This is a genomic window from Pseudomonas sp. JQ170C (assembly GCF_035581345.1).
Classification (GTDB): domain Bacteria; phylum Pseudomonadota; class Gammaproteobacteria; order Pseudomonadales; family Pseudomonadaceae; genus Aquipseudomonas.
Genome location: NZ_CP141608.1, coordinates 3,431,629 through 3,451,918, shown reverse-complemented (window position 1 = coordinate 3,451,918; position 20,290 = coordinate 3,431,629). Strand labels below are relative to the sequence as shown.

General features: G+C 64.0%; 12 protein-coding genes. 10 read left to right on the top strand and 2 right to left on the bottom strand.

What is annotated here, in order from left to right:
• Positions 1 to 87: 87 nt before the first annotated feature.
• The 3 genes from U9R80_RS15460 (at position 88) to U9R80_RS15450 (ending at position 6,168) form a co-directional block, all read left to right on the top strand.
• A complete protein-coding gene (locus tag U9R80_RS15460) occupies positions 88 to 3,897 on the top strand; it encodes an MBG domain-containing protein (RefSeq protein WP_301842401.1) in 3,810 nt (1,269 codons plus the stop codon).
• A 2-nt stretch (positions 3,898 to 3,899) separates the two neighbouring features.
• Positions 3,900 to 5,645, top strand: a complete 1,746-nt coding sequence (locus U9R80_RS15455) for a ShlB/FhaC/HecB family hemolysin secretion/activation protein (protein WP_301842402.1) — start codon at positions 3,900 to 3,902, stop codon at positions 5,643 to 5,645.
• A gap of 115 nt (positions 5,646 to 5,760) precedes the next feature.
• Positions 5,761 to 6,168, top strand: coding sequence for an OsmC family protein (locus U9R80_RS15450; protein ID WP_301842403.1), 408 nt, complete (start codon positions 5,761 to 5,763; stop codon positions 6,166 to 6,168).
• On the opposite strand, the gene U9R80_RS15445 is transcribed toward U9R80_RS15450, so the two are convergent.
• Complete coding sequence (locus tag U9R80_RS15445; protein WP_301842404.1) at positions 6,165 to 6,842, bottom strand: DUF3313 domain-containing protein; 678 nt, start codon at positions 6,840 to 6,842, stop codon at positions 6,165 to 6,167. The genes U9R80_RS15450 and U9R80_RS15445 overlap by 4 nt on opposite strands.
• A gap of 130 nt (positions 6,843 to 6,972) precedes the next feature.
• Complete coding sequence (locus U9R80_RS15440; RefSeq protein ID WP_301842405.1) at positions 6,973 to 7,719, bottom strand: enoyl-CoA hydratase; 747 nt, start codon at positions 7,717 to 7,719, stop codon at positions 6,973 to 6,975.
• 761 nt (positions 7,720 to 8,480) lie between these two features.
• On the opposite strand from U9R80_RS15440, the gene U9R80_RS15435 reads away from it, so the two are divergent.
• From U9R80_RS15435 to pelF, 7 genes are read left to right on the top strand one after another with little or no spacing between them, the layout of a single operon-like run.
• A complete protein-coding gene (locus U9R80_RS15435; RefSeq protein ID WP_301842406.1) occupies positions 8,481 to 9,413 on the top strand; it encodes an NAD-dependent epimerase/dehydratase family protein in 933 nt (310 codons plus the stop codon).
• Positions 9,414 to 9,463: 50 nt separating this feature from the next.
• Positions 9,464 to 12,262, top strand: a complete 2,799-nt coding sequence (locus U9R80_RS15430) for a bifunctional glycoside hydrolase 114/ polysaccharide deacetylase family protein (protein ID WP_301842407.1) — start codon at positions 9,464 to 9,466, stop codon at positions 12,260 to 12,262.
• The gene (locus U9R80_RS15425) at positions 12,240 to 15,884 is read left to right on the top strand and encodes a tetratricopeptide repeat protein (protein WP_301842409.1); all 3,645 of its coding nucleotides are present in this window, start codon (positions 12,240 to 12,242) and stop codon (positions 15,882 to 15,884) included. Before U9R80_RS15430 ends, U9R80_RS15425 begins: the two co-directional genes overlap by 23 nt.
• Positions 15,885 to 15,913: 29 nt before the next feature.
• Positions 15,914 to 16,432: a hypothetical protein gene (locus U9R80_RS15420; protein ID WP_028945009.1), complete on the top strand. Its 519-nt coding sequence runs from the start codon at positions 15,914 to 15,916 to the stop codon at positions 16,430 to 16,432.
• Positions 16,433 to 16,437: 5 nt separating this feature from the next.
• Positions 16,438 to 17,808: a PelD GGDEF domain-containing protein gene (locus U9R80_RS15415; RefSeq protein ID WP_301842412.1), complete on the top strand. Its 1,371-nt coding sequence runs from the start codon at positions 16,438 to 16,440 to the stop codon at positions 17,806 to 17,808.
• Positions 17,786 to 18,775, top strand: coding sequence for a HEAT repeat domain-containing protein (locus U9R80_RS15410; RefSeq protein WP_301842413.1), 990 nt, complete (start codon positions 17,786 to 17,788; stop codon positions 18,773 to 18,775). Before U9R80_RS15415 ends, U9R80_RS15410 begins: the two co-directional genes overlap by 23 nt.
• Positions 18,772 to 20,289 (top strand): GT4 family glycosyltransferase PelF, encoded by a 1,518-nt coding sequence (pelF, locus tag U9R80_RS15405; RefSeq protein WP_301842415.1) that lies wholly within the window; start codon positions 18,772 to 18,774, stop codon positions 20,287 to 20,289. Before U9R80_RS15410 ends, pelF begins: the two co-directional genes overlap by 4 nt.
• Position 20,290: the final 1 nt, after the last annotated feature.

Sequence of the window (20,290 nt, the reverse complement as noted above, 5' to 3'; positions counted from 1 at the left end):
ATCCCCTGATCCCGTACCGCCCCCCGCAAGGCCAATGATCGCCTCAACCCCGCAGCCCCTTCGCTGCGCAGATTGAGGAGATGGTCCATGAAACGTTCCACCCGACTCAGCAGCCCCCAGCGCCTGGCGCTGACGCCTTTGTTCCTGGCCATTGCCCTGGCAGCAGGCGATGCCATGGCCCCTTGCGAGCTGTTCGCCAATGAACTGCCCCAGGGTGGCCAGGTCATTTCGGGCCAAGGCGCCATCAACCAGAGCGGGCCGAACATGCAGATCGACACCAGCACCCCGCGCACCGGGATCAATTGGCAGCGGTTCAGCATCGGCCCCGACAACAAGGTCCATATCCAGCAGCCCGACGGCACCTCGGTGACCCTGAACCGGGTTATCGGCAGTGATCCGTCGAAGATCATGGGCGTGCTCACCTCCAACGGCCAGGTGCTGCTGCTCAACCCCAACGGCATCTGGTTTGGCCCCAACGCCCGGGTGTCGACCAGTGCATTGCTGGCCAGCGCCGGGGTGATCACCGACGAGCAGGCACGCGAGTTCGCCAACGGCGGCAAGCTGGACATCCAGCTCAAGGGCCTGGTGCGCAACGACGGCAAGATCAGCGTGTTCGACAACGGCACCGTGGCATTGCTCGGCGCCCAGGTCGAGAACGCCGGTGTGATTCAGGCGCGCAAAGGCCAGGTCAACCTGGCCACCGGTCCCAGGGCCACTCTCGACTTTCATGGCGACGGCCTGATCAGCCTGGCCGTTGGCGGTTCGCCCGCCGAGGCCAACAGCGTCGACCCCAGCCTCAAGGGTGGCGTCAGCAACAGTGGCCAGATCGAGGTGGGCGAAGGCGTGGTGGCGATGAGTGCCCAGCGCGCCGCCAGGCACCTGGATTCGGTGATCAGTGTCGGTGGCGCCGTGATTGCCGATTCGGTCAGCAATCAGGGTGGCACCATCGTGCTGGGCAACGCCGAGCAGACCCAGGTCGTGGGCAATCTGTCGGCCCAGGGGCGGGACGGTGGCCAGGTCAGCGTACTGGGCGACCAGGTGACGCTGGCCGGCAGCGCCAAGGTCGATGTTTCCGGTAGCGCCGGCAAAGGCGGCACCGCGCTGATAGGCGGCAGCTTCCAGGGCAAAGGCCCGGAGCAGGCGGCCAAGGCCACCCGGGTAGAGAAGGGCGCGCAGCTCAGGGCCGATGGCGCCCGCGAGGGTGGCAAGGTCGTGGTCTGGTCCTCGGGCACTACCGAGTTTGCCGGCAAGGCCAGTGCCAAGGGCGGTATCCAGGGCGGGGTGGTGGAAACCTCGGGCAAGCGCCTGAGCGTCACCGGCGACGCCGCCGTGGATGCCTCCGGCGGCGCAACATCGGGCCTCTGGCTGCTGGACCCGGATCGCATTGACATCGTCGAAGTGCCCACCGGCGATAACGTCAGCAACGCGGTGATCGCCAACAGCCTGGCCAACAACGACGTGCGCATCGAGGCCCGCGAACGCATCAACGTCAACGCCCCGATCGTTGCCCCGGTGGTGGGTAGCGGCAAGACCCTGGCGCTGATTGCCAGTGGCACCGTGGGCAGCGTCACCGACTACGACAGCCAGGGCAGCGGTTCGGCGCTGGACAAAGCCAAGCGCAATGACAGCGGCTCGGTACACATCAACGCGCCGATCCTGCTCAAGGACGGCAACCTGTACATCGCGGCCACCGGCGATGTACGCCTGAACGATCTCTCGACCCCGGCCGACAGTGGCGCAGCGGCCTATGGCAAGCGCGCAATAGTCGATGTCGGCAACGGCACCATCTGGATCAAGACCGCCAACACCGCCTCGGTGATTCAGGATGCCAACACCGCCCTGATCGGCTCCAGGGTGGCCGTGCAGGGCGCCAGTGTCCTGCTCGACAGCGCCCTGAACCATGCCGGCACCCTGGCCGGCCAGGCCAGCAACGGGGTGTTCCAGTTCAACCAGACCAACGCCAGCGGCACGACCACTACCGGTGCCGTGGTGGCGCCGTATTCGGGTGAAAGCATGAATGGCGTCAGCGCCCAGCAGATCAAGTATGTGGGCTTTCAGGACGTCACTGCATCGCCCGGCTCCGGGGTGGACTCACCGGTCAATGTGACCCTGGAGCAGAGCGGCCAGCGCTTTGATTACCTGGTGTTCGAGGCCGCCGGCTTCGTCGGTGCCAACGGCCAGCCCATCGACCCCAACATCCTGATGAACTACCTGGACAGCTCCGACTACCTGGTCAACGGCCTGAGCTTTACCGACAGCCGCGGTGATCACTGGAAACTCATGCCCGATAGCGGCAAAACCGCACTGACCCGGGTCGAGAAAAATGGCGTCGAGGTCGGTGACCTGCCTGTCGGCTTTGCCCTGGACGCCTACAAAGGCGTGGTGATGGTCGCCAAGGACCCACGCAATGGAGCCGACGCCGGCTGGGGCGTGGATGACTACGCCATCGGCGGCGCCATGAACCAGGGCGAGATCCAGCACAACAGCCAGGACGGCACCTCCGAGCAATTGGTGGTGGCCCTGGGCGACAAGGTCACCCGGGTGGACGGCGTGCTGGCCTGGCTGATGAACGACCAGGCCTGGGCACAGCCCAAGGATGGCCAGGCGCCTGCCGGGCCGTTGCTGGAACGGGCGCGGGTGCATTTCCTCGAAACCCAGGACGCCGGCGCCGATGCCGTCAGGCTCAACGCCAACCAGGCCAAGCTGGCCGTGCAGGTCGACGACGCCAGCCGCCAGTATGGCGATGCCAACCCGGCCTTCAGTCATGGGCCACTGGTACTGGCCAACCCCGGCGACAGCAACACCCAGGCCGTGCAGGCACTCGATCAGTATGTGGGTGAGCAACTGGGCGACCCACGCTTTGCCGTCAACCTGACCCCGCAGACCAGCGCCACCCAACGCTCCGACGTTGGCCACTACGCCATCAGCGGTGCTGCCAGCACCGGTGACTTCGTCAACCAGCGCTACCAGACCCAAGTGCGCGACGGTGTGTTGAGCATCACCCCGGCACCTCTGACCGTTACCGCCCGTGACCAGAGCAAGGTCTATGGCGACAGCGACCCGCACCTGGGCTACGACATGAGCGGGCAGAAATTTGGCGAAACCCCGGATCAACTGCTCAACGCGGGTGCCCTGGCACGTGCCGGCGCCGGCACCCGCGCCGGCGAAAACGTCGGCCACTACCAGATCGGCCAGGGCGAGCTGCGCAGCACCAGCGGCAACTACAGCCTGACCTTCAAGGACGGTGTACTGACCATTACTCCGGCGCCCCTGGTGATCCGTGCCGATGACAAGAGCAAGGTCCAGGGCCAGGCCGACCCGGCGCTGACCCACAGTGTCGAGGGCCTCAAGTACAACGACGGGGTGGCGGTGGGCCTCAAGCGTGATCCGGGTGAAGCCGTCGGCCCCTATGCCATTGGCCAGAACGGTATCGATGCCGGAGCCAACTACCAGGTGACCTTCTATGACGGCACCTTGACCATCACCGGCCCCATGGTGCCGCCCGATGGGCCCGTTGATGTGCCAGGTGACGTACCCGCACCGGCCAATCTGCCCGATCCCGCCGACCCGGCCGCGCCGCCAACACCACTGCAACCCCGGGCAGAAGGCGTGGCCATCAGTGCCCAGGCCCCGGGCAGCGAACGCTGCACCGCCCTGGAGTCGCCGTCGGCGGTGGTGGCCAATTACTCGGTAACCCCGGCTGTTGCCCGCACCTACGCCGTTCAGCTGGTGTGCAAGCCCCGCGCCTATGGCGACAAGCAGGACCGCCTGCCAGACGTCTCCGACGTGCTGACCTATGCCAATGGCTTGCTCAAGGACGGCAAATTTCAGATCCCTGACTGGAACCGCAGTGTGATCCCCCGTCACCTGGAACAGCCTCAAAAAGGAGGCAAATAATCATGAACACTTTCGCGCAAAAATCGGCCCTGGCCCTGTGCATCGCCGTCGCCCTGGCTGTTCAACCGGTACTGGCAGCGCCGCTCAGCGGCCTGGACCCGGGACGCGTGGAAACCCCCGGCCCGGACGGTCGGCGCAGCCCGGTCGTGGAGATGCCCGGCAGCCTGGAGCTGTCGCCGACCCGGGTCTCGCCACCGGCGCCCGAGGTACAGGCGCCTGCCCAGCCACGGCCACTGACCGCCAGCAGCACCCGCTTCAAAGTCAGCAAGGTGATCCTCGACGGTGCCGATCATTACCCGCAAGGCACCTTCGCCAGCTTGCTCAAGGGGCTCGAAGGCAGGCAGGTGACGCTGGGCGAGGTGAATGCCGTGACCGACCAGATCACCCAGCGCTACCGCGACGACGGCTTTTTGCTGGTGCGCACTTTTGTTCCGGCACAAAAAGTCGACAAGGGCCTGCTGCGCTTGCAGGTGGTCGAAGGCAAGGTCAACCAGGTCAAGATCAGCGGGCCCAGCAACAAGGCCGTGGAGCGCTACGCCGCGAACATTCGCAATGAAGCGCCACTGACCGGCAAGACCCTGGAACGTAACCTGCTGCTGATGAACGACCTCTCGGGCGTGGACAGCCGGGCGGTGTTGTCGCCTTCGAGCGTGGGGCCGGGGACTGACCTGGACGTTGCCAACGAGCTGCGCCGCTGGGAAGGTTTCATTGGCTTCGACAACCGCGACAGCCGCTACTTCGGACCCTGGCAGGTGTATGGCGGGATCGGCCTGAACGATCCGCTGGGCCTGGGCGATCATCTGTCGCTGCGTCTTGGGCGTTCGGTCGAAGGCGACAAGATGGCGTTCTACGAAGGCCAGTACGAACTGCCGCTGGGTAGCCAGGGTACGGTGCTGAGCGTGCTGGCACAGCACAACGACGGCAACGCCGATACCTTCGATTTCCTTAATGCCAACAGCAGCGGCGATACCCTGGCCGTGCGCATCGCCCATCCGTGGATTCGTACCCGTGCCGAAACCTTCAAGACGTCTGCCGCGTTCACCTGGTTCAACGGCAAGGCCGAGTACCTGGACGACCCGGACCAGGCACCGTCCAGCGATGACCGCATTCGTGCCCTGCGCCTGGGCGCCAGCTGGGACTTCACCGACCGGTACGGTGGGCGCAACTTACTGAAAGCGGAAGTGAGCAAAGGCCTGGACGTACTGGGCGCCAGCGACGAAGGTCGCGCCAACCCCTCGCGGGAGGGCGGCCAGACCGATTTCACCAAACTGCAATACGATGCCCAGCGCATCCAGGACCTGAGCAAGGTGCTCGAGGGGCTGAACCTCTACCTGGCCCTGACAGGCCAGACGGCCTTCGGCAATGCGCTGCTGTCGCCCGAACAGTTCGGGGTGGGCGGCAGCCAGTTCGGTCGCGGCTACGACCCTTCGGAAATCGCCGCCGACAACGGTATCGCGGGCAAGGTCGAGCTGCAGTACAACACCGCGCACCAGGTCAAGGACTACCGTGTGCCGACGCAGTACTACGGCTTCTGGGACGTGGGCAAGGTGTGGAACAACAGCCCTGATTATTTCGGCTCGCAGAGCCTGTCGTCGGCAGGCTTCGGCGCCCACTTCCAGGTCGCCAAGGACATGTACCTGTCGCCTGAACTGGCGTTCCCGCTGACGCGCTCGGTGTCGGCCGAAGAGCTGGAGGATCACAACGGCAAGGAACCTCGGCTGTACTTCAACTTCCTCAAGCTGTTCTAACCGCAGGACACTGCAGACCGTGAATGTGGCTTCACAGGCAAAGGGCCTGACGCTAGTGTAAGCACACTCGCGCCAGGCCCTTCTGGCTTGGCCATTGCCAAGGAAGCCCCTGCAGATGACCGATTCAACCGTGCATGCCGAACTGGGAGAGATCCCTTACACCGTCAACCTCTCCGCCGGCGTGAACCAGTGGCTGGCCGACGAGAACCAGGCGCTTGGCGGCCGTGACAGCGGCCCGAACCCCCATCAACTGCTGCTCTCGGCATTGGGTGCGTGTACCGCGATTACCTTGTCGATGTATGCCCGGCGCAAGGAATGGCCGCTGCAGCATGTACATGTGCAGCTGGATATCACCAAGGAAGAGAAGAGTGCGCCCATGCGCACCGAGATCAAGCGTGTGATCGAACTGCACGGTGATCTCGATGCTGCCCAGCGCGAGCGCCTGCTGGGCGTGGCCAATGCCTGTCCGGTACGCAAGCTGCTCAGCGGCAGCATTGTCATCGACAGCCAACTGAGCGATTAATGCGCCTCGCTCTTGAACTTCACGAAGCTGCGGCGCATGTCGGTTGCCCAGCTGTCGAGCACCGGCTTGACGTCCTGGACGGTCAGCTTGGTGGTGTCGTTCTCGAGCTCCTTGCCGGCGCCCTTGCGCACCACCTGGGCTAGCACTGCGTTGTTGCCGCCGTCGAGGAACGCAGCTTCGGTGGCAATGTCGACATCCTGGTCGCGGCCCCCGGCGGCGGTATTTACCGCTGCCGCCACCAGGGCGATGGGAATCACTTCATACGGCCTGAGGCCTTCGTTGTGGGTCGCCACGGCGGTAATCGCCGGGCGCACCACCAGCACATTCGGGCCGGGGGCCTTGGCCAGCGGTACCACGGCGCCGAGCTCACGCTTGAGCGCGGTGTCGTAGTAGCGGGTGATCTCCTGCAGTGTCTGCGACGAGATCACTTCGGTGGGGTGGGGCTTGGGATAGAACTGGCTGGGCTCGATGAACACCTGGGTGTAGCGGGCGGCCTTGAGGTTGGGGTCGATCCAGCGCATCACCGGCGCACCGGAGATACTCTCGGCCTCTTTCAAACGGCTGTAGTCCTTGAGAAAACCGGAGTATTGGCTGGGATCGACCCGGGAGCTGGCACAACCGGCCAGCACAACGAGGGCAGAGCAGAGCAGGGTAGCGCGCAGGGTGGAATTCATCGGCTTTCGTTCCTTGGCAAATGCCGTGGGGCAAGGGTGAAGATTGCCTGTACAACGCTAGCAGTTCCCGGCCTGCTCGCCAGCCAGGGCAGCGGTCTTGCACAGGCGCCGGCGTGCCCCGCGATGGCCGTCAATCCTTGACCAATGCCCGCAATGCCGCCTTCGTCTCGGGGGCCTGCAGCCGCTCGATGAACAGCAGGCTTTCACGCTGGACGGTGGCCTCCAGCGCCGCCCGCTGGGTGTCCTTGAGCAAGCGCTTGCTGACCCGCAATGCGTCCTGCGGCATGGCCTGCAACCGCGCCGCCAGTTTCCGCGCCGCGGCCAGGCACTGTTCGCCATCTTCATGCAGTTCGTTGGCCAGTCCCCACTCGAGCGCCTGTTCGCCGCTGAGCATTTCATTGCACAGCAGCAACCGCGCCGCGCGGGCATGGCCCAGCAATTGAGGCAGCAGCAAGCTGGAACCAAATTCGGGGCACACGCCCAATGGCACGAACGGCATGCGCAGTTTGGCCGAGCGGCTGACCAGCACCTGGTCGCAGTGCAACAGCAGGGTGGTGCCGATACCAATGGCCGCGCCCGACACCGCCGCAATCAACGGCTTGTCCAGCGCCATCACGATGCGCATCAGGCGAAACACGGGGCTATCCATGTCGCTGGGCGGGTTGTCGAGAAAGTCCTTGAGGTCGTTGCCTGCACTGAAGCACTGGGGCCCTCCGGTGATGAGGACAACCTCGACCCGGGCATCTTCGCCGGCGGCCAGCAGCAGGTCGCCCAGCTGGCTGTACATGGCGTTGTTCAGGGCGTTGAGTTTGTCTGGCCGGTTGAAGGTCAGGGTCAACAGGCCATTGTCGAGGTCACGGGTAATCAGGTCGTTCATGGCAAGCCTTTGTTGTGATTGTCGTGATGCTGCAGACCGCGGAGTGTAAACGGGTGAAAGGTAGCGGGCGTCGTCCATTCAGGCGATGGGGGCGACTGCCGTGCCGGATGCTCGCGGGGCAAGCCCGCTCCTACCTGTTTATTGGCCCTGGGAGGCGATATAAAAGTCGCGCCGGATTCTCACGATTGATACAGCAAAGTCAGGGGCCGTCGGCCGCTAGAAATGCACAATAAATCCTGTAGAAACAAGTAATTGAAGAAGCTATACAGCCAGGGCGTGCAGCCGGGCGGGGGGCGCTTGCGGCTGTTTTTTTATCCGGTGTGAATCCGTTGGCGTCAGATGCCTGTCAACCAAAAGAGTGATGGCAATTGGACTTATGAGTAACGCCTACTACAGTTCCCCGTAATGGAAGTGTCCGTTTTGCTTACAGGTTGTGGGGTGTGAACCTGAGCATTTCCCCGAAAACACGGACGTTTCGTGGTGATCCGAACCCTTGAGTGACAAAAAACCGACGATTTTGGTCGATCACATAGAAAAGAACGGATTATTGACACGAGCGAATTAAAACTGTCATGATGCATGCAGTACATTATGGCTATTAGCTATTAGTGAATATAAAAAAGGCCTCAGGACGAAGCCGTAAGTGTCGGCGAATATAACTTTCAGACCGTGTTGCCAAGGGCGCTCGATCCAGCGAATTAATGCGGCCTTAAACAACTTGTTGCTGAGGTCATTATCTGAGTTTTATCGGGGGACGCTTTATGTCTGCTAAACGCATACTGGTAACCGGCGGCGCCGGATTTATTGGCTCGCATCTGGTCGATAAGTTACTGAGCAGACACTACCAAGTGCGCGTACTGGACAACCTGTCCAGCGGTAAAAAAGCCAACTTGCCACTCGACAATCCGGCCCTGGAACTGCAAGTGGGGGATGTGGCCGACGCTGAAGTGGTCAACCAGGCCTTGCAAGGTTGCAGCGCCGTCGTGCACCTGGCGGCCGTCGCCTCGGTACAGGCCTCGGTCGATGACCCGGCAGGCACCCACCGCAGCAACTTCATCGGCACCCTCAACGTTTGCCAGGGCATGGCGGCAGCCGGTATCAAGCGTGTGGTATTCGCCTCCAGTGCCGCCGTGTACGGCAGCAACGGCGAAGGCACGGCCATTGATGAAGACACCCCCAAGGCACCGCTGACCCCTTACGCCGCCGACAAGCTGGCCAGCGAGTTCTACCTCGACTTCTATCGTCGCCAGCATGGCCTGGAGCCGGTGGTGTTGCGCTTTTTCAACATCTTCGGGCCGCGCCAGGACCCTTCCTCGCCGTACTCCGGGGTCATCAGCATCTTCGTCGAGAAAGGCCGCAACCGACAGCCCGTCACGGTGTTTGGTGACGGCGAGCAGACCCGCGATTTCGTCTACGTCGCCGACCTGGTCGAGATCCTGCTGCAGGCCCTGCAAACCGAGGAGCCGGCGAGCGGGGCGGTCAATGTCGGGTTGGGGCGCACCACCAGCCTCAATCAGCTGATCAAGGCCATCGACGCCGCCACCGACAACCCCTTGTCGGTCAGCTATCAAGCCGCACGGCCGGGCGACATCCGTCACTCGCGGGCCGACAACCGCCGCTTGCTGCAGCGCTTCAAATTGAATGAGCCCACCACGGTGGCTGATGGCTTGAGGTGTCTTCTGCGCAGCCTGTGAACCCCGGGACGATTGATCGTCGTATCGTTCGAGTACATCAAGAGTTGATTATGGAAAAGACAGTTGTTCGCTCAACTGCCTGGCGCTGGTGTTCAGCGCTGGCATTGTGCATGGCAGGGTTTGCCGCACAGGCTCGGGACAACGGGCCTGCAAGTGTCGCATTCTGGTACGCAGACAATCCGCCACTGCCTGAACTGGCCCAGTTTGACTGGACGGTTGTAGAGCCTGGGCATTTGACTTCCGCCGATGTCGAGACCCTGCGCCGCCTGGGCAGCCAACCCTTCGCCTACCTGTCGATCGGCGAGTTCGATGGTGATCGCGCGGCCCTGCAGCGCAATGCCTTGACCCAGGCCGCCAGCGCCATGCGCAACCAGGCCTGGAACAGCCAGGTCATGGACCTGACCACCGACGCCTGGCGCGAGCACCTGTTCAAGCGTGCCGCCGCGCTCAAGGCCCAGGGCTACTCGGGCTTGTTCCTCGACACCCTGGACAGCTTCCAACTGCTGCCCAAGGCCGACCAGGAAGCCCAGCGCAAGGCGCTGGCCTCGTTGCTGCGCGAGCTGCACCGCCGCCAGCCGCAACTCAAACTGTTTTTCAACCGCGGCTTTGAAGTGCTCGGTGAACTGGACGGCGTGGCCAGCGCGGTGGCGGTGGAGTCGATCCATGCCGGTTGGGACCCTGGCGCCAAGCGTTATCGCCCGGTACCGGCCGATGACCAGCAGTGGCTCGAAGGCAAGCTCAAGCCGCTGCGCGAAAAAAACATCCCGTTGGTGGCCATCGACTACCTGCCAAGCGAACGCCGCGAGGAAGCCCGCAAGCTGGCCAAGCAATTGAGCCAGGAAGGTTTCACCCCGGTGATCAGTACCCCGGACCTGGACGGCATGAGCCTGAGCACGGTTGAAGTGCAGCCGCGCCGTATCGCCATGTTGTACGACCCGCGCGAAGGCGACCTCACCGAAAACCCTGGCCATCTGTTCCTGGGCGGTCTGCTCGAGTACCTGGGCTACCGGGTCGATTACCTGCCCACCGACCAGCCGCTGCCGCAACATCGCTTCGATGGCTTGTACGCCGGCGTGGTGCTGTGGATGACCAACGGCGTGCCGGAAGACAGCAGCGCTTTTTATACCTGGGTGAACAAACGCCTCGATGAGCAGGTGCCACTGGCGATTTTCGCCGGCCTGCCGATCGAAGACGGGGCGCTGTTGCAGCGCCTGGGCCTGAGCGAACGCGCCCCCGGCAAAACCGGCCCGTTGCAGGTGGTCAGCCAGGACGACAGCCTGGTCGGCAAGTTCGAGGCGCCGCTGGTGCCCCGCAGCCGTGGCCTGACCCTGGTGTCGGCAAAGCCCGACGGACCGACGCCTGGCCTGGTGCTCAGCGATGGCCAGAACCGCAAGTACACGCCTATCGTCACCGCCGAGTGGGGCGGCATGGCCCTGGCGCCTTATGTCATCGAAACCAACGCCGAACGCAGCCGCTGGGTGCTTGACCCGTTCGCGTTCGTGCAAAAGGCCTTGCGCCTGCCGATGCAGCCGCGCCCCGATACCACCACCGAGAATGGTCGTCGTATCGCCACGGTACACATTGATGGCGACGGTTTCCCGTCGCGTGCCGAGATCCCTGGCACGCCGTACTCCGGTCGCGTAGTGCTGGATGACTTCATCCGTGCCAACCCTTACCTGACCTCGGTGTCCATCATTGAAGGCGAAACCTCGCCCAAAGGCATGTTCCCGTACCTGGCCAAGGAGCTTGAGCCGCTGGCGCGCGAAGTGCTGGCCGACCCCAAGGTTGAAGTGGCCACCCACACCTACAGCCACCCGTTCTTCCTGCAGCCGGAAAAAACCGTCAAGCGCGATGACTTTCACGCCGAATACGGTTTGCACCTGAAGATTCCCGGCTACGACAAGCTGGATTTTCGCCGCGAAATCGTCGGCTCGCGGGACTACATCAACAGCCGCCTGACCACGCCGCAGAAGCCGGTGAAAATGGTGTTCTGGCCCGGTGACGCCTTGCCCAGCGGCGACACCATCAAGATTGCCTATGATGCGGGGCTGGCCAACGTCAACGGTGGCCAGACCATCATGACCAACGCCAACCCGTCACTGACCGGCCTGTCACCGTTGCTGCGCCCCACCAGCGGCGGCATGCAGTACTACGCGCCGATCATCAACGAGAACATGTACACCAACTTGTGGAAAGGGCCGTACTACGGGTTCCGCGATGTAATCGACACCTTCCAGCTCACCGACAAGCCGCGGCGCCTGCGCGGCCTGCACCTGTACTACCACTTCTATTCCGGCACCAAGGAAGCCTCGATCAAGGTCATGGCCGACATCTACAAGCACATGAACGCGCAGCAGCCGATTTCATTGTGGATGAGCGACTATCTGCCGCGCCTGCACGGGCTGTATCAGTCCAGCCTTGCGCGTAACGCCGATGGCAGCTGGCAGGTCCGTGGCATGGACGGCTTGCGCACCTTGCGCCTGGATGCCCAGCAAGGCTGGCCGGACCTTGGCCGCTCCGAGGGTGTGGCCGGTGTGCGTGACCTGCCGCAAGGGCGTTATGTGCACTTGAGCGATGACCACGCCCGGCTGGTGCTGCGCCCGGATCGCGACCCGCGCCCGGCACTGGAGGAGGCGAGTCTGCCATTGACCCAATGGCGCTACCTCAACGACCAGCAAGTGAGCTTCGGCTTTGACGGGCAGACCGATCTGCGGTTTTCGGTGCGTTCGGCCGGCGCCTGTAGCGTACAGGTCAATGGCAAGCAATTTACCGGCAAGGCGGCCCAGGGTCTCTGGCACTTCCAACTTCCTTACAGGCAGGTGAGCGATGCAAAACTCTCCTGTAACTAAGAGTCCACGTCTGCTCAACCGCTGGGCATTGCTGGCGGTGGCCGTGGTGGTGGGGATTCTGCTGTGGGCCACCCTGCAGAATGAAGACGTGTTCCAGCCCAATGGCCAGGAGCTGGACGAAGTCTCGGCCGGCTACGCCGAGGTACTGCTCGGTGCCTATCCCGAAGACCAGAAGCTGCGTACCCAGTTGCTCGATCTGCTGCTGCAGCTGAACCACTTCGACCGGGCACAGAAGCACCTGGACGAGTGGCCAAGCCCCGACCCGGTGCTCAAACCCTTTTACCAGTTGGCGCTTGATGCTCAGGTCATGGCCAGCAAGGCCAACTCTGCCGCCTCTACCGCCACTACCACTACCACTACCGCCACTGCTGCCGCACCCGTGAGCGACGCGGATCGCGAGGCCCTGGCCGGCCGTTTCCGTGCCTTCGACTACAAGGCATTGCCCGACGCGCAACTGCAGACCCTGTCCCGCCTTGCCCTCGCAAGCGGGGTGCCGGCGGTGGCTGCCGACAGCTTTGTCGAGCTTTCCAAGCGCCAACCCGAGCAGGCGACCAGCTGGCTTGAGCAAGCCGCCAAGTGGTACCTGGCCAGCGAACAGCCGGGCAAGGCTGCGGCGATCTACGTGCAACTGCTCGAAGGCAGCCAGGACCCGGCCCTGCGCCAGCAGTACCTGGTCGCAGCCTTCAAGGACTTGGTGGCCACCGACCGCGGCGAAGAAGCCATCGAGTTGCTGGCCCGCGAAATCAAGGCCCAGCCGGATCTCAAGTACGAACCCGCGCTGCTCGACCTGGCGGTGGACGTTGCCGTGGGCCACGCCCGGCCGGACCTGGCCGAGCAGTTCTTTGTGCTGTGGCGCAAAGAGCAGCCCGACACCCCCGAGGTGATGCGCAAGGAGCTGCAAAAGCGCCTGGCCTTCGGTGACCTGGCCGGTGCGCGCGCCGCCGGTGAACAGTTGCTGGTGCACGAGCCCGAAGACATCGGCCTGCTCAAGCAACTGGCGCTGATTGCCGAATGGCAGGGCGACATCCCCGGTGCGCTGCAACACTGGGTGGCGCTGTTCAAGCTGCACAACGAGCCCGGGCAGTACGAGCATGCCTGGCGCCTGGCCTTGCAGGGCTTCGAGTTCGACCAGGGCATCCCGCTGCTGGCCGACATCATGCACAGTCGTGCGTTGACCGACACCGAACTCGATGCGCTGATCTACGCCGAAGAATCCCGTGGCACCCCCGAGCATGCCGAGCACTGGCTGCGCAGCTATTTGCGCCACTACCCCAAACATCGGCTGGCACACCTGCGGTTGCTGCAGAACCTTGAGAACACCGGCCAGTACGACGAGCGCCTGGTGGCCTGGCAGAACTTCAGTGCGCATTTCAAGCTGACCATGGCCGAGCGCCTGGATTGGGTCAGCAACCACCTCAAGCACTTCGACAACGAATCGGCCTGGCAGGTGATCGACGCGGTCGACACCAGCACCGTCAAGGAAGTCGAGTACTGGGAAACCCGCTCCGAGCTTGCCTGGACCCTGGAACGTGACGACGACCTGCGCCAGAGCCTGGAGCAGTTGCTGGTGCTCAAAGGCCACTTGAACAGTGGTGACGAGAGTGTGCTGATCAACCTCTACCGCCAGAGCGACCCGCAAAAAGCCCTGCGCATGATGGTCGACAGCTGGCACCGGACCTTTGAGCCGGAGCAGTTCGTCTACGCCTTGCAACTGGCGCAGGACCTGCAGGAATGGGCCCTGGTAGCGTCCTTGCTCGATGAGGCCAAGGAGGCGCCGCAGGTCGCTGATCGTGCCGAAGTCTGGGCGGCGCGTGGCGCCCTGGCCGCGCACAACAAGCAGCCGGACGAGGCGATTCGCCTGTACCAGGAAGGGTTGCAGCGTTACCCCCACGACAATCTGTTCCGCGAGCGCCTGCTCTGGCTGTATGTGGACCTGGGCCGCAGCAATGAGCTCAAGCCATTGCTGCAACAATGGCGCCCGCTCGCACGCCGCGACAGCACCCTGTGGCTGCCGTTTGCCGCCGCCAACCAGCAACTGGGTCGAAGCCGCGAGGCGCTGGCCTGGTACCGCCTGTACCTCAAGGGCAATGACGTCGACTGGCTGATCCAGGCCGCCTACGCCGATGCCCTGGAGTCGGCCGGCCAAGTGGACCGCGCCCAGCGCCTGCGCTTGCGCCTCACCCGGGAAATCACCCCGGAAACGGTGGTCGCCACCCCCCAGGGCTACGCCACCTGGCTGCGCCTGTTGTCTACCAGCTACTCCTCGCGCAAGGCCCAGGGCCAGGCGCTGCTGTGGCAGGACGGCTCCAAGCCGATGCTGCAGCTGTGGTTCGACCAGATGCTGGCACGCCTGGACACCATCAATCAGTCGGCACAAAAGGGCGACTGGCTGGCCTGGGCGCGCAGCCGTGGCTTGCGCATCGAGCGGGCCGACCAGATCCAGGAAATCCTCAGCGGCCGTGACCGCAATGCACTGGAGCAGTTGATTGCCGGCAATGAGCTGGACCCGGCCCAGAAAGTCGAGGCGCTGACCAACCTGGGGCGTCCGTCCCAGGCCCTGGCCTTGAGTCTTTCGGAACTGGGTGACGAACAGACCGCGGCCATGCGCGATCAATTGCGCCAGCAGGCCATTGGCCTGACCGAAGCCACGCCCCAGGGTATCCAGTTCGGCTGGCAGCAGCAGAACTACGGTGGGCCGGAGTTCAGTGGCCCACGGGTGAGCATGGCGCGTTACCTGGGCGATGACTGGTACACCCGGCTGGACCTGGAGCAGGGCGACTACAACGGCGACAGCCTCGACAGTTCGGCCCTGGGCACCGAGCGCAACGTCGAGCTGACCCTGCAACGGCAATTGAGCGACGGCGTGCTCAAGTTGATGGCCGACACCAGCCAGCGTGATGACGACGACCGCAACGGCCTGGGCATCAGTCGCAGTTGGCAGGTGACCCCAGGCGACACGCTTGAAGTGGGCGGCGAATGGCAGCGCAAGAGTGAAGATACCGGCCTGATGCGGGCCCTGGGCCAGCAGAGCGGCGCTTGGGTAGGGGGCGCGCATCGCTACTCGGCGCGAGATCTGTTGTCGTGGAACCTCGGCCAGCGCTGGTTTGAAACCCGTGAAGGCGATGACCTGGGCAACGGCCAGGCGCTGCGCGTCGAGTACGTCCACACCCTGCAGTTCGCCGGCCCCAACTGGGAACTGCGCAGTGGCCTGGACTACCAGCACAACAGCCTCGACAACCGCAACCTTGCGCACCTGGCCAGCAGCCGGGGTGGCGCGATCGACATCGAGGACCTGGGCCTGGACGACCCCGATCAGCTCCGTCCTGACGACTTGCTGCCTGACCGTTACGGCCAGCTGTACATCGGCAGCTCCTGGCGCCGTGGCTTCCCCGGTGCGCTGAACCGTACCCGCGGGCAGTACACCTGGTTGCTGGACGTCAACGCCGGCTGGCAGTGGATCGACAACACCGTCAACTACGGCTTCAGCACCGGTATCGGCATGGAGGTCTTCGGCGACGACGAGTTGGCGTTGACCATGGGGTATCAATCGGCACCCGAAGGTGGCGGCGGCGAGTCCGGCGGCACCGTGGGCGTCAGCTACAGCCTGCGGTTCGGGCGCTGAACATGAAAATTTCAACAGGAGTACACAGTATGCAAGCCATTCGTAGCCTGAGTCTGGCCGTGGCGGCGACGCTCATGGTCGGTTGCAGCAGTTTTACCGGCAAGAACAACGCCGAGCTGTCCAGCAGTGCCCAATGGGGTGTGCTGCCGCTGGTCAACTATTCGCAGACCCCCCAGGCCGGCGAGCGCAGCGAACAGATCCTGCTCAGTGTGCTCAGCAGCCGTGGCCTGCAACCGCAGGTCTACACCCCTTCGGCCAAGGTCGACACGGCGCTGCTCGAAGACAACGAGCGCCAGGAGGCGGGCATGCAGTGGGCGCGCTCGCAAAAGCTCGATTACGTGGTCACCGGGAGTGTCGAGGAGTGGCAATACAAGAACGGCCTGGATGGCGAACCGGCCGTGGGCATCAGCCTGCGGGTGGTAGAGCCTGCCACGGGCCGGGTGCTGTGGAGCAACAGCGGCGCGCGCGCCGGCTGGTCGCGTGAAAGCCTGGCAGGCTCCGCGCAGAAAGTCCTGGACAAACTGGTTGGCGACCTTCGGCTCGAGTAATAGTGATGAACTCTTCACACATGGATTTCAGCCTCGCCCCGCGAGCCAATGGACCCTCTACCTGGGTTGAGACCGTCGTGGTCACCGCCCTGGTGATCGGTATCGGGTTGTGGTTCACCCCGCACGATCCGTTGCAGGTGCACGGCGACTTCCCCTGGTCGCTGCTGGCACCGCTGCTCATCGGTGTGCGCTATGGCTTTGTGCGTGGGTTGTTCAGTGCCAGCTTGCTGGTGGCAGCGTTCTTTGTGCTGCGCCACGACGGCCTGGAGGCCTATGCCACGATCGCCCCGGCCTACATTGTCGGCGTGCTGGTCTGCGGCATGTTGGTGGGGGAGGTGCGCGACTTGTGGGAGCGGCGCCTGCAACGCCTGCAGATGGCCAACGACTACCGCCAGTACCGCCTCGATGACTTCACCCGGGCACACCAGATCTTGCGCGTGTCCCATGACCGTCTGGAGCAGCGCCTGGCCGGCAGCGACCAGAGCCTGCGCAGCTCCTTGCTGGGGTTGCGTGAGCGTCTGCGGGCCCAGCCGGGTGAAAACGATGCCCTGGCCTTGCTGGCTGATCCGATCCTGACGTTGCTGGGCCAGTACGGCTCGTTGCGGGTGGCCGGCCTGTACCGGGTCCAGGAGCAGCCCAAAAAGCCGCCGCAACTGACCCTGCTGGCGTCCACCGGGGTGATGGATGAGCTGGACAGTCGCGACCTGCTGGTGAGCCTGTGCCTTGAGCGTGGCGAGTTGGTCAGTGTGCTCGAAGAAGTGCTGGACGCCGGCGAACATACCAGCGTCTCGACCTTGCAAGCGTGTATCCCGCTGATCGACACCGGTGGCCGGGTCCAGGCCATCCTGGCGGTGCGCCAGATGCCGTTCTTTGCCTTCCATGAGCGCACCCTGAGCCTCCTGATGCTGTTGGCCGGTCACATCGCCGACCTGCTCCAGCATGACCCGCAGGTGCTGCAGCTGCCTTCGGCCGACGCCCAGCATTTCACCAGTCAGCTCAAGCGCTCGTTGATCGACGTCGAGCAGCATCAGTTGTCGGCCTGCCTTTATATCTTCGAGCAGACCCGGCCCAATGACGAATTGGCGCGGCTGTTCGAGCGCAGCCAGCGCGGCCTGGACCTGCACCTGCCGCTGCGCAACGCCCGGGGCAACGACTGCCTGCTGGTGCTGTTGCCTCTGACCTCGGCAGAGGGTGCCGAAGGCTACCTGACCCGCCTGGGTCGGCTGATTCACGAGCACTTCGGCATGAACGTCGACCTCGACAGCCTGGGCGTGAAGGTGCTGGCCTATGACCTGGAGGCAGCCCCGCAACGTGGGGGGCTGCGTAACTTCCTGCATAACGAGTGTGGCCTGAATGATCAGCAAGTGGCTGTTTAGCGGCGCAGTTGTTCTCGAAGCGGGCAGTTGGGCGAGCCTGACCCTGGGGCTGCCTGACCTGCAGATGGCGCTGCTGTATGTGTCCAGCCACCTGTCAGCGTGCCTGATGTTGACGGGAGCGATCTGGTTGCTGTTGCCGGCGCGCTACCGCCGGCCGCTGCCCTGGAGCCCGCTGTTTATTTTCAGCCTGGCGTTTTTCGTGCCGATCCTGGGCAGTGTCGGGGTGATCGCCGCGATCTTCCCGGCGCTGTACCTGCCGCGCAAGCGCGAGCGCCAGTTGTGGCGGGCCATCGGCATTCCCGACCTGCCGTTCCGGGCCAAGACCCAACTGCATTCGCCAACCTTCGCCGACAGTGGCCTGCAGGATGTACTGCGCCACGCCCCGGACCCCGACCAGCGCCTGGCGGCGCTGCTGGCCACCCGGCGCATGCCGGGCCGCGAGGCGGTACCGATCCTCAAGCTTGCGCTGGGCGACCCCAGCGATGACGTGCGGTTGTTGGCCTACTCGATGCTCGATAAACAGGAAAGCGATATCAACCAACACATCGAGACCGCCCTGGGCAAGTTGGCCAAGGCCCGGCCCAAGGCGGTCGGTTCGCTGCACGCGACACTGGCGCGCTGGTACTTCGAGCTGGCCTACCTGGGCCTGGCCCAGGGCAGCGTCCAGGCCCACGTACTGGGGCAGGCCGGTGAACACGCCGAACGCGGCCTGGCCGCCGGCAAGGGCGGCGAGTTGCTGTTGCTGGCCGGGCGCATCGCCTTGGGCCGAGGCGATATTGCCAAGGCCCAGGTGCATCTGCTGGAGGCGGAACGCAGCGGCATGGCGGCAGAAAAAGTACTGCCGTTTCGGGCCGAAATCGCCTTCGAGACCGGGCTGTACCGCGACATTCCGCTGTTGTTGCGCAAACTCCCCAGCGAGATGCAGCAGCGTCCGCCTTTTGCCTCTCTGCTCAGGAGCTGGACATGAAGAAGTCTGCGAGCCAGGCGCCGATCGCCGATGTCTGCCTGCTGCTGGAAGGCACCTGGCCCTATGTGCGCGGTGGCGTTTCAAGCTGGATTCACCAATTGATCCTCGGGCTGCCGCAGCTGACGTTCTCGGTGTTGTTCATCGGTGGTCAGCGTCAAGCCTACGGCGAGCGCCGCTATGAAGTGCCGGGCAACGTGGTGCATATCGAAGAAGTGTTCCTGGAGGAGGCCTGGCAGAACCCCAAGCGATCCCACGGGGCACACAAAGCCACCTACGAGGACCTGGGCGAACTGTTTCGCTACCTGCACCACCCTGATACGCCGCCGGTCGAACTGGGCACGCGGATGCTGGATTCGCTGGCCGTGGGGCGCATCCGCCTGGGTGACGTGCTGTACAGCCGGGCCAGTTGGGAAGCATTGACCGAAGGCTACCTGCAGCACTGCGCCGACCCGTCGTTCGTCAACTATTTCTGGACCTTGCGCACCATGCAGTCGCCCCTGCTGATGCTTGCCGAGGTCGCCCGGCGCATGCCGCGGGCACGGGTACTGCACTCGATTTCCACCGGGTATGCCGGGTTGGTCGGCTGTATCCTCAAGCAGCTGTGGCAGTGCGACTTCCTGCTCAGCGAACATGGCATCTACACCAAGGAACGCAAGATCGACCTGGCCCAGGCCAGCTGGATCGCCGAGTCCACCGAGCAGGCGCTCAACGACAGCCTGGACACCGGCTCCGGGTATATCCGTGTGCTCTGGGTGCGCTTTTTCGAGCGCCTGGGGCACCTGATCTACAACAGCGCCGATCGCATCATTGCCCTGTACGACGGCAACCGCCAACGCCAGATCAAGGACGGCGCCGACCCTGCGCGCACCCAGGTGATTCCCAACGGTATCAACCTCACGCTATGGGACCAGGTCCTCAAGGATCGCGCCCCGGGCATTGCCCCGGTGGTCGGCCTGATCGGCCGGGTGGTGCCGATCAAGGACGTGAAGACCTTCCTGCGCGCCATGCGCGGCGTGGTCACGGCCATGCCTGAAGTGCAGGGCTGGATCGTCGGGCCCGAAGAAGAAGACCCGGAGTACGTCGCCGAGTGTCGCAGCCTGGTGGTGAGCCTGGGCCTGGAACAGCAAGTGCAGTTCCTGGGCTTCCAGCGAATCCACGAAGTCCTCCCCAAGCTTGGGCTGATGGTCCTGACCTCGATCAGCGAAGCGCAGCCGCTGGTGATCCTTGAAGCCTGGGCGGCAGGCACGCCGGTGGTCAGCAGCGATGTGGGCTCGTGCCGCGAGTTGATCGAAGGCGGCGATGCGGCCGACCGCGACCTGGGCAGGGCGGGGGAGGTGGTGGCGATTGCCGACCCGCAGGCCACTGCGCTGGCGATCATCGAGCTGCTGCGCAACAACGAGCGCTGGGAACAAGCCCAGGCCGTGGGGGTTGAACGGGTACAGCGTTACTACAGCGAGACCCTGATGATCGACCGCTATCGCGCGCTCTATAACGCTGCCATGGAGACTGTCTGAT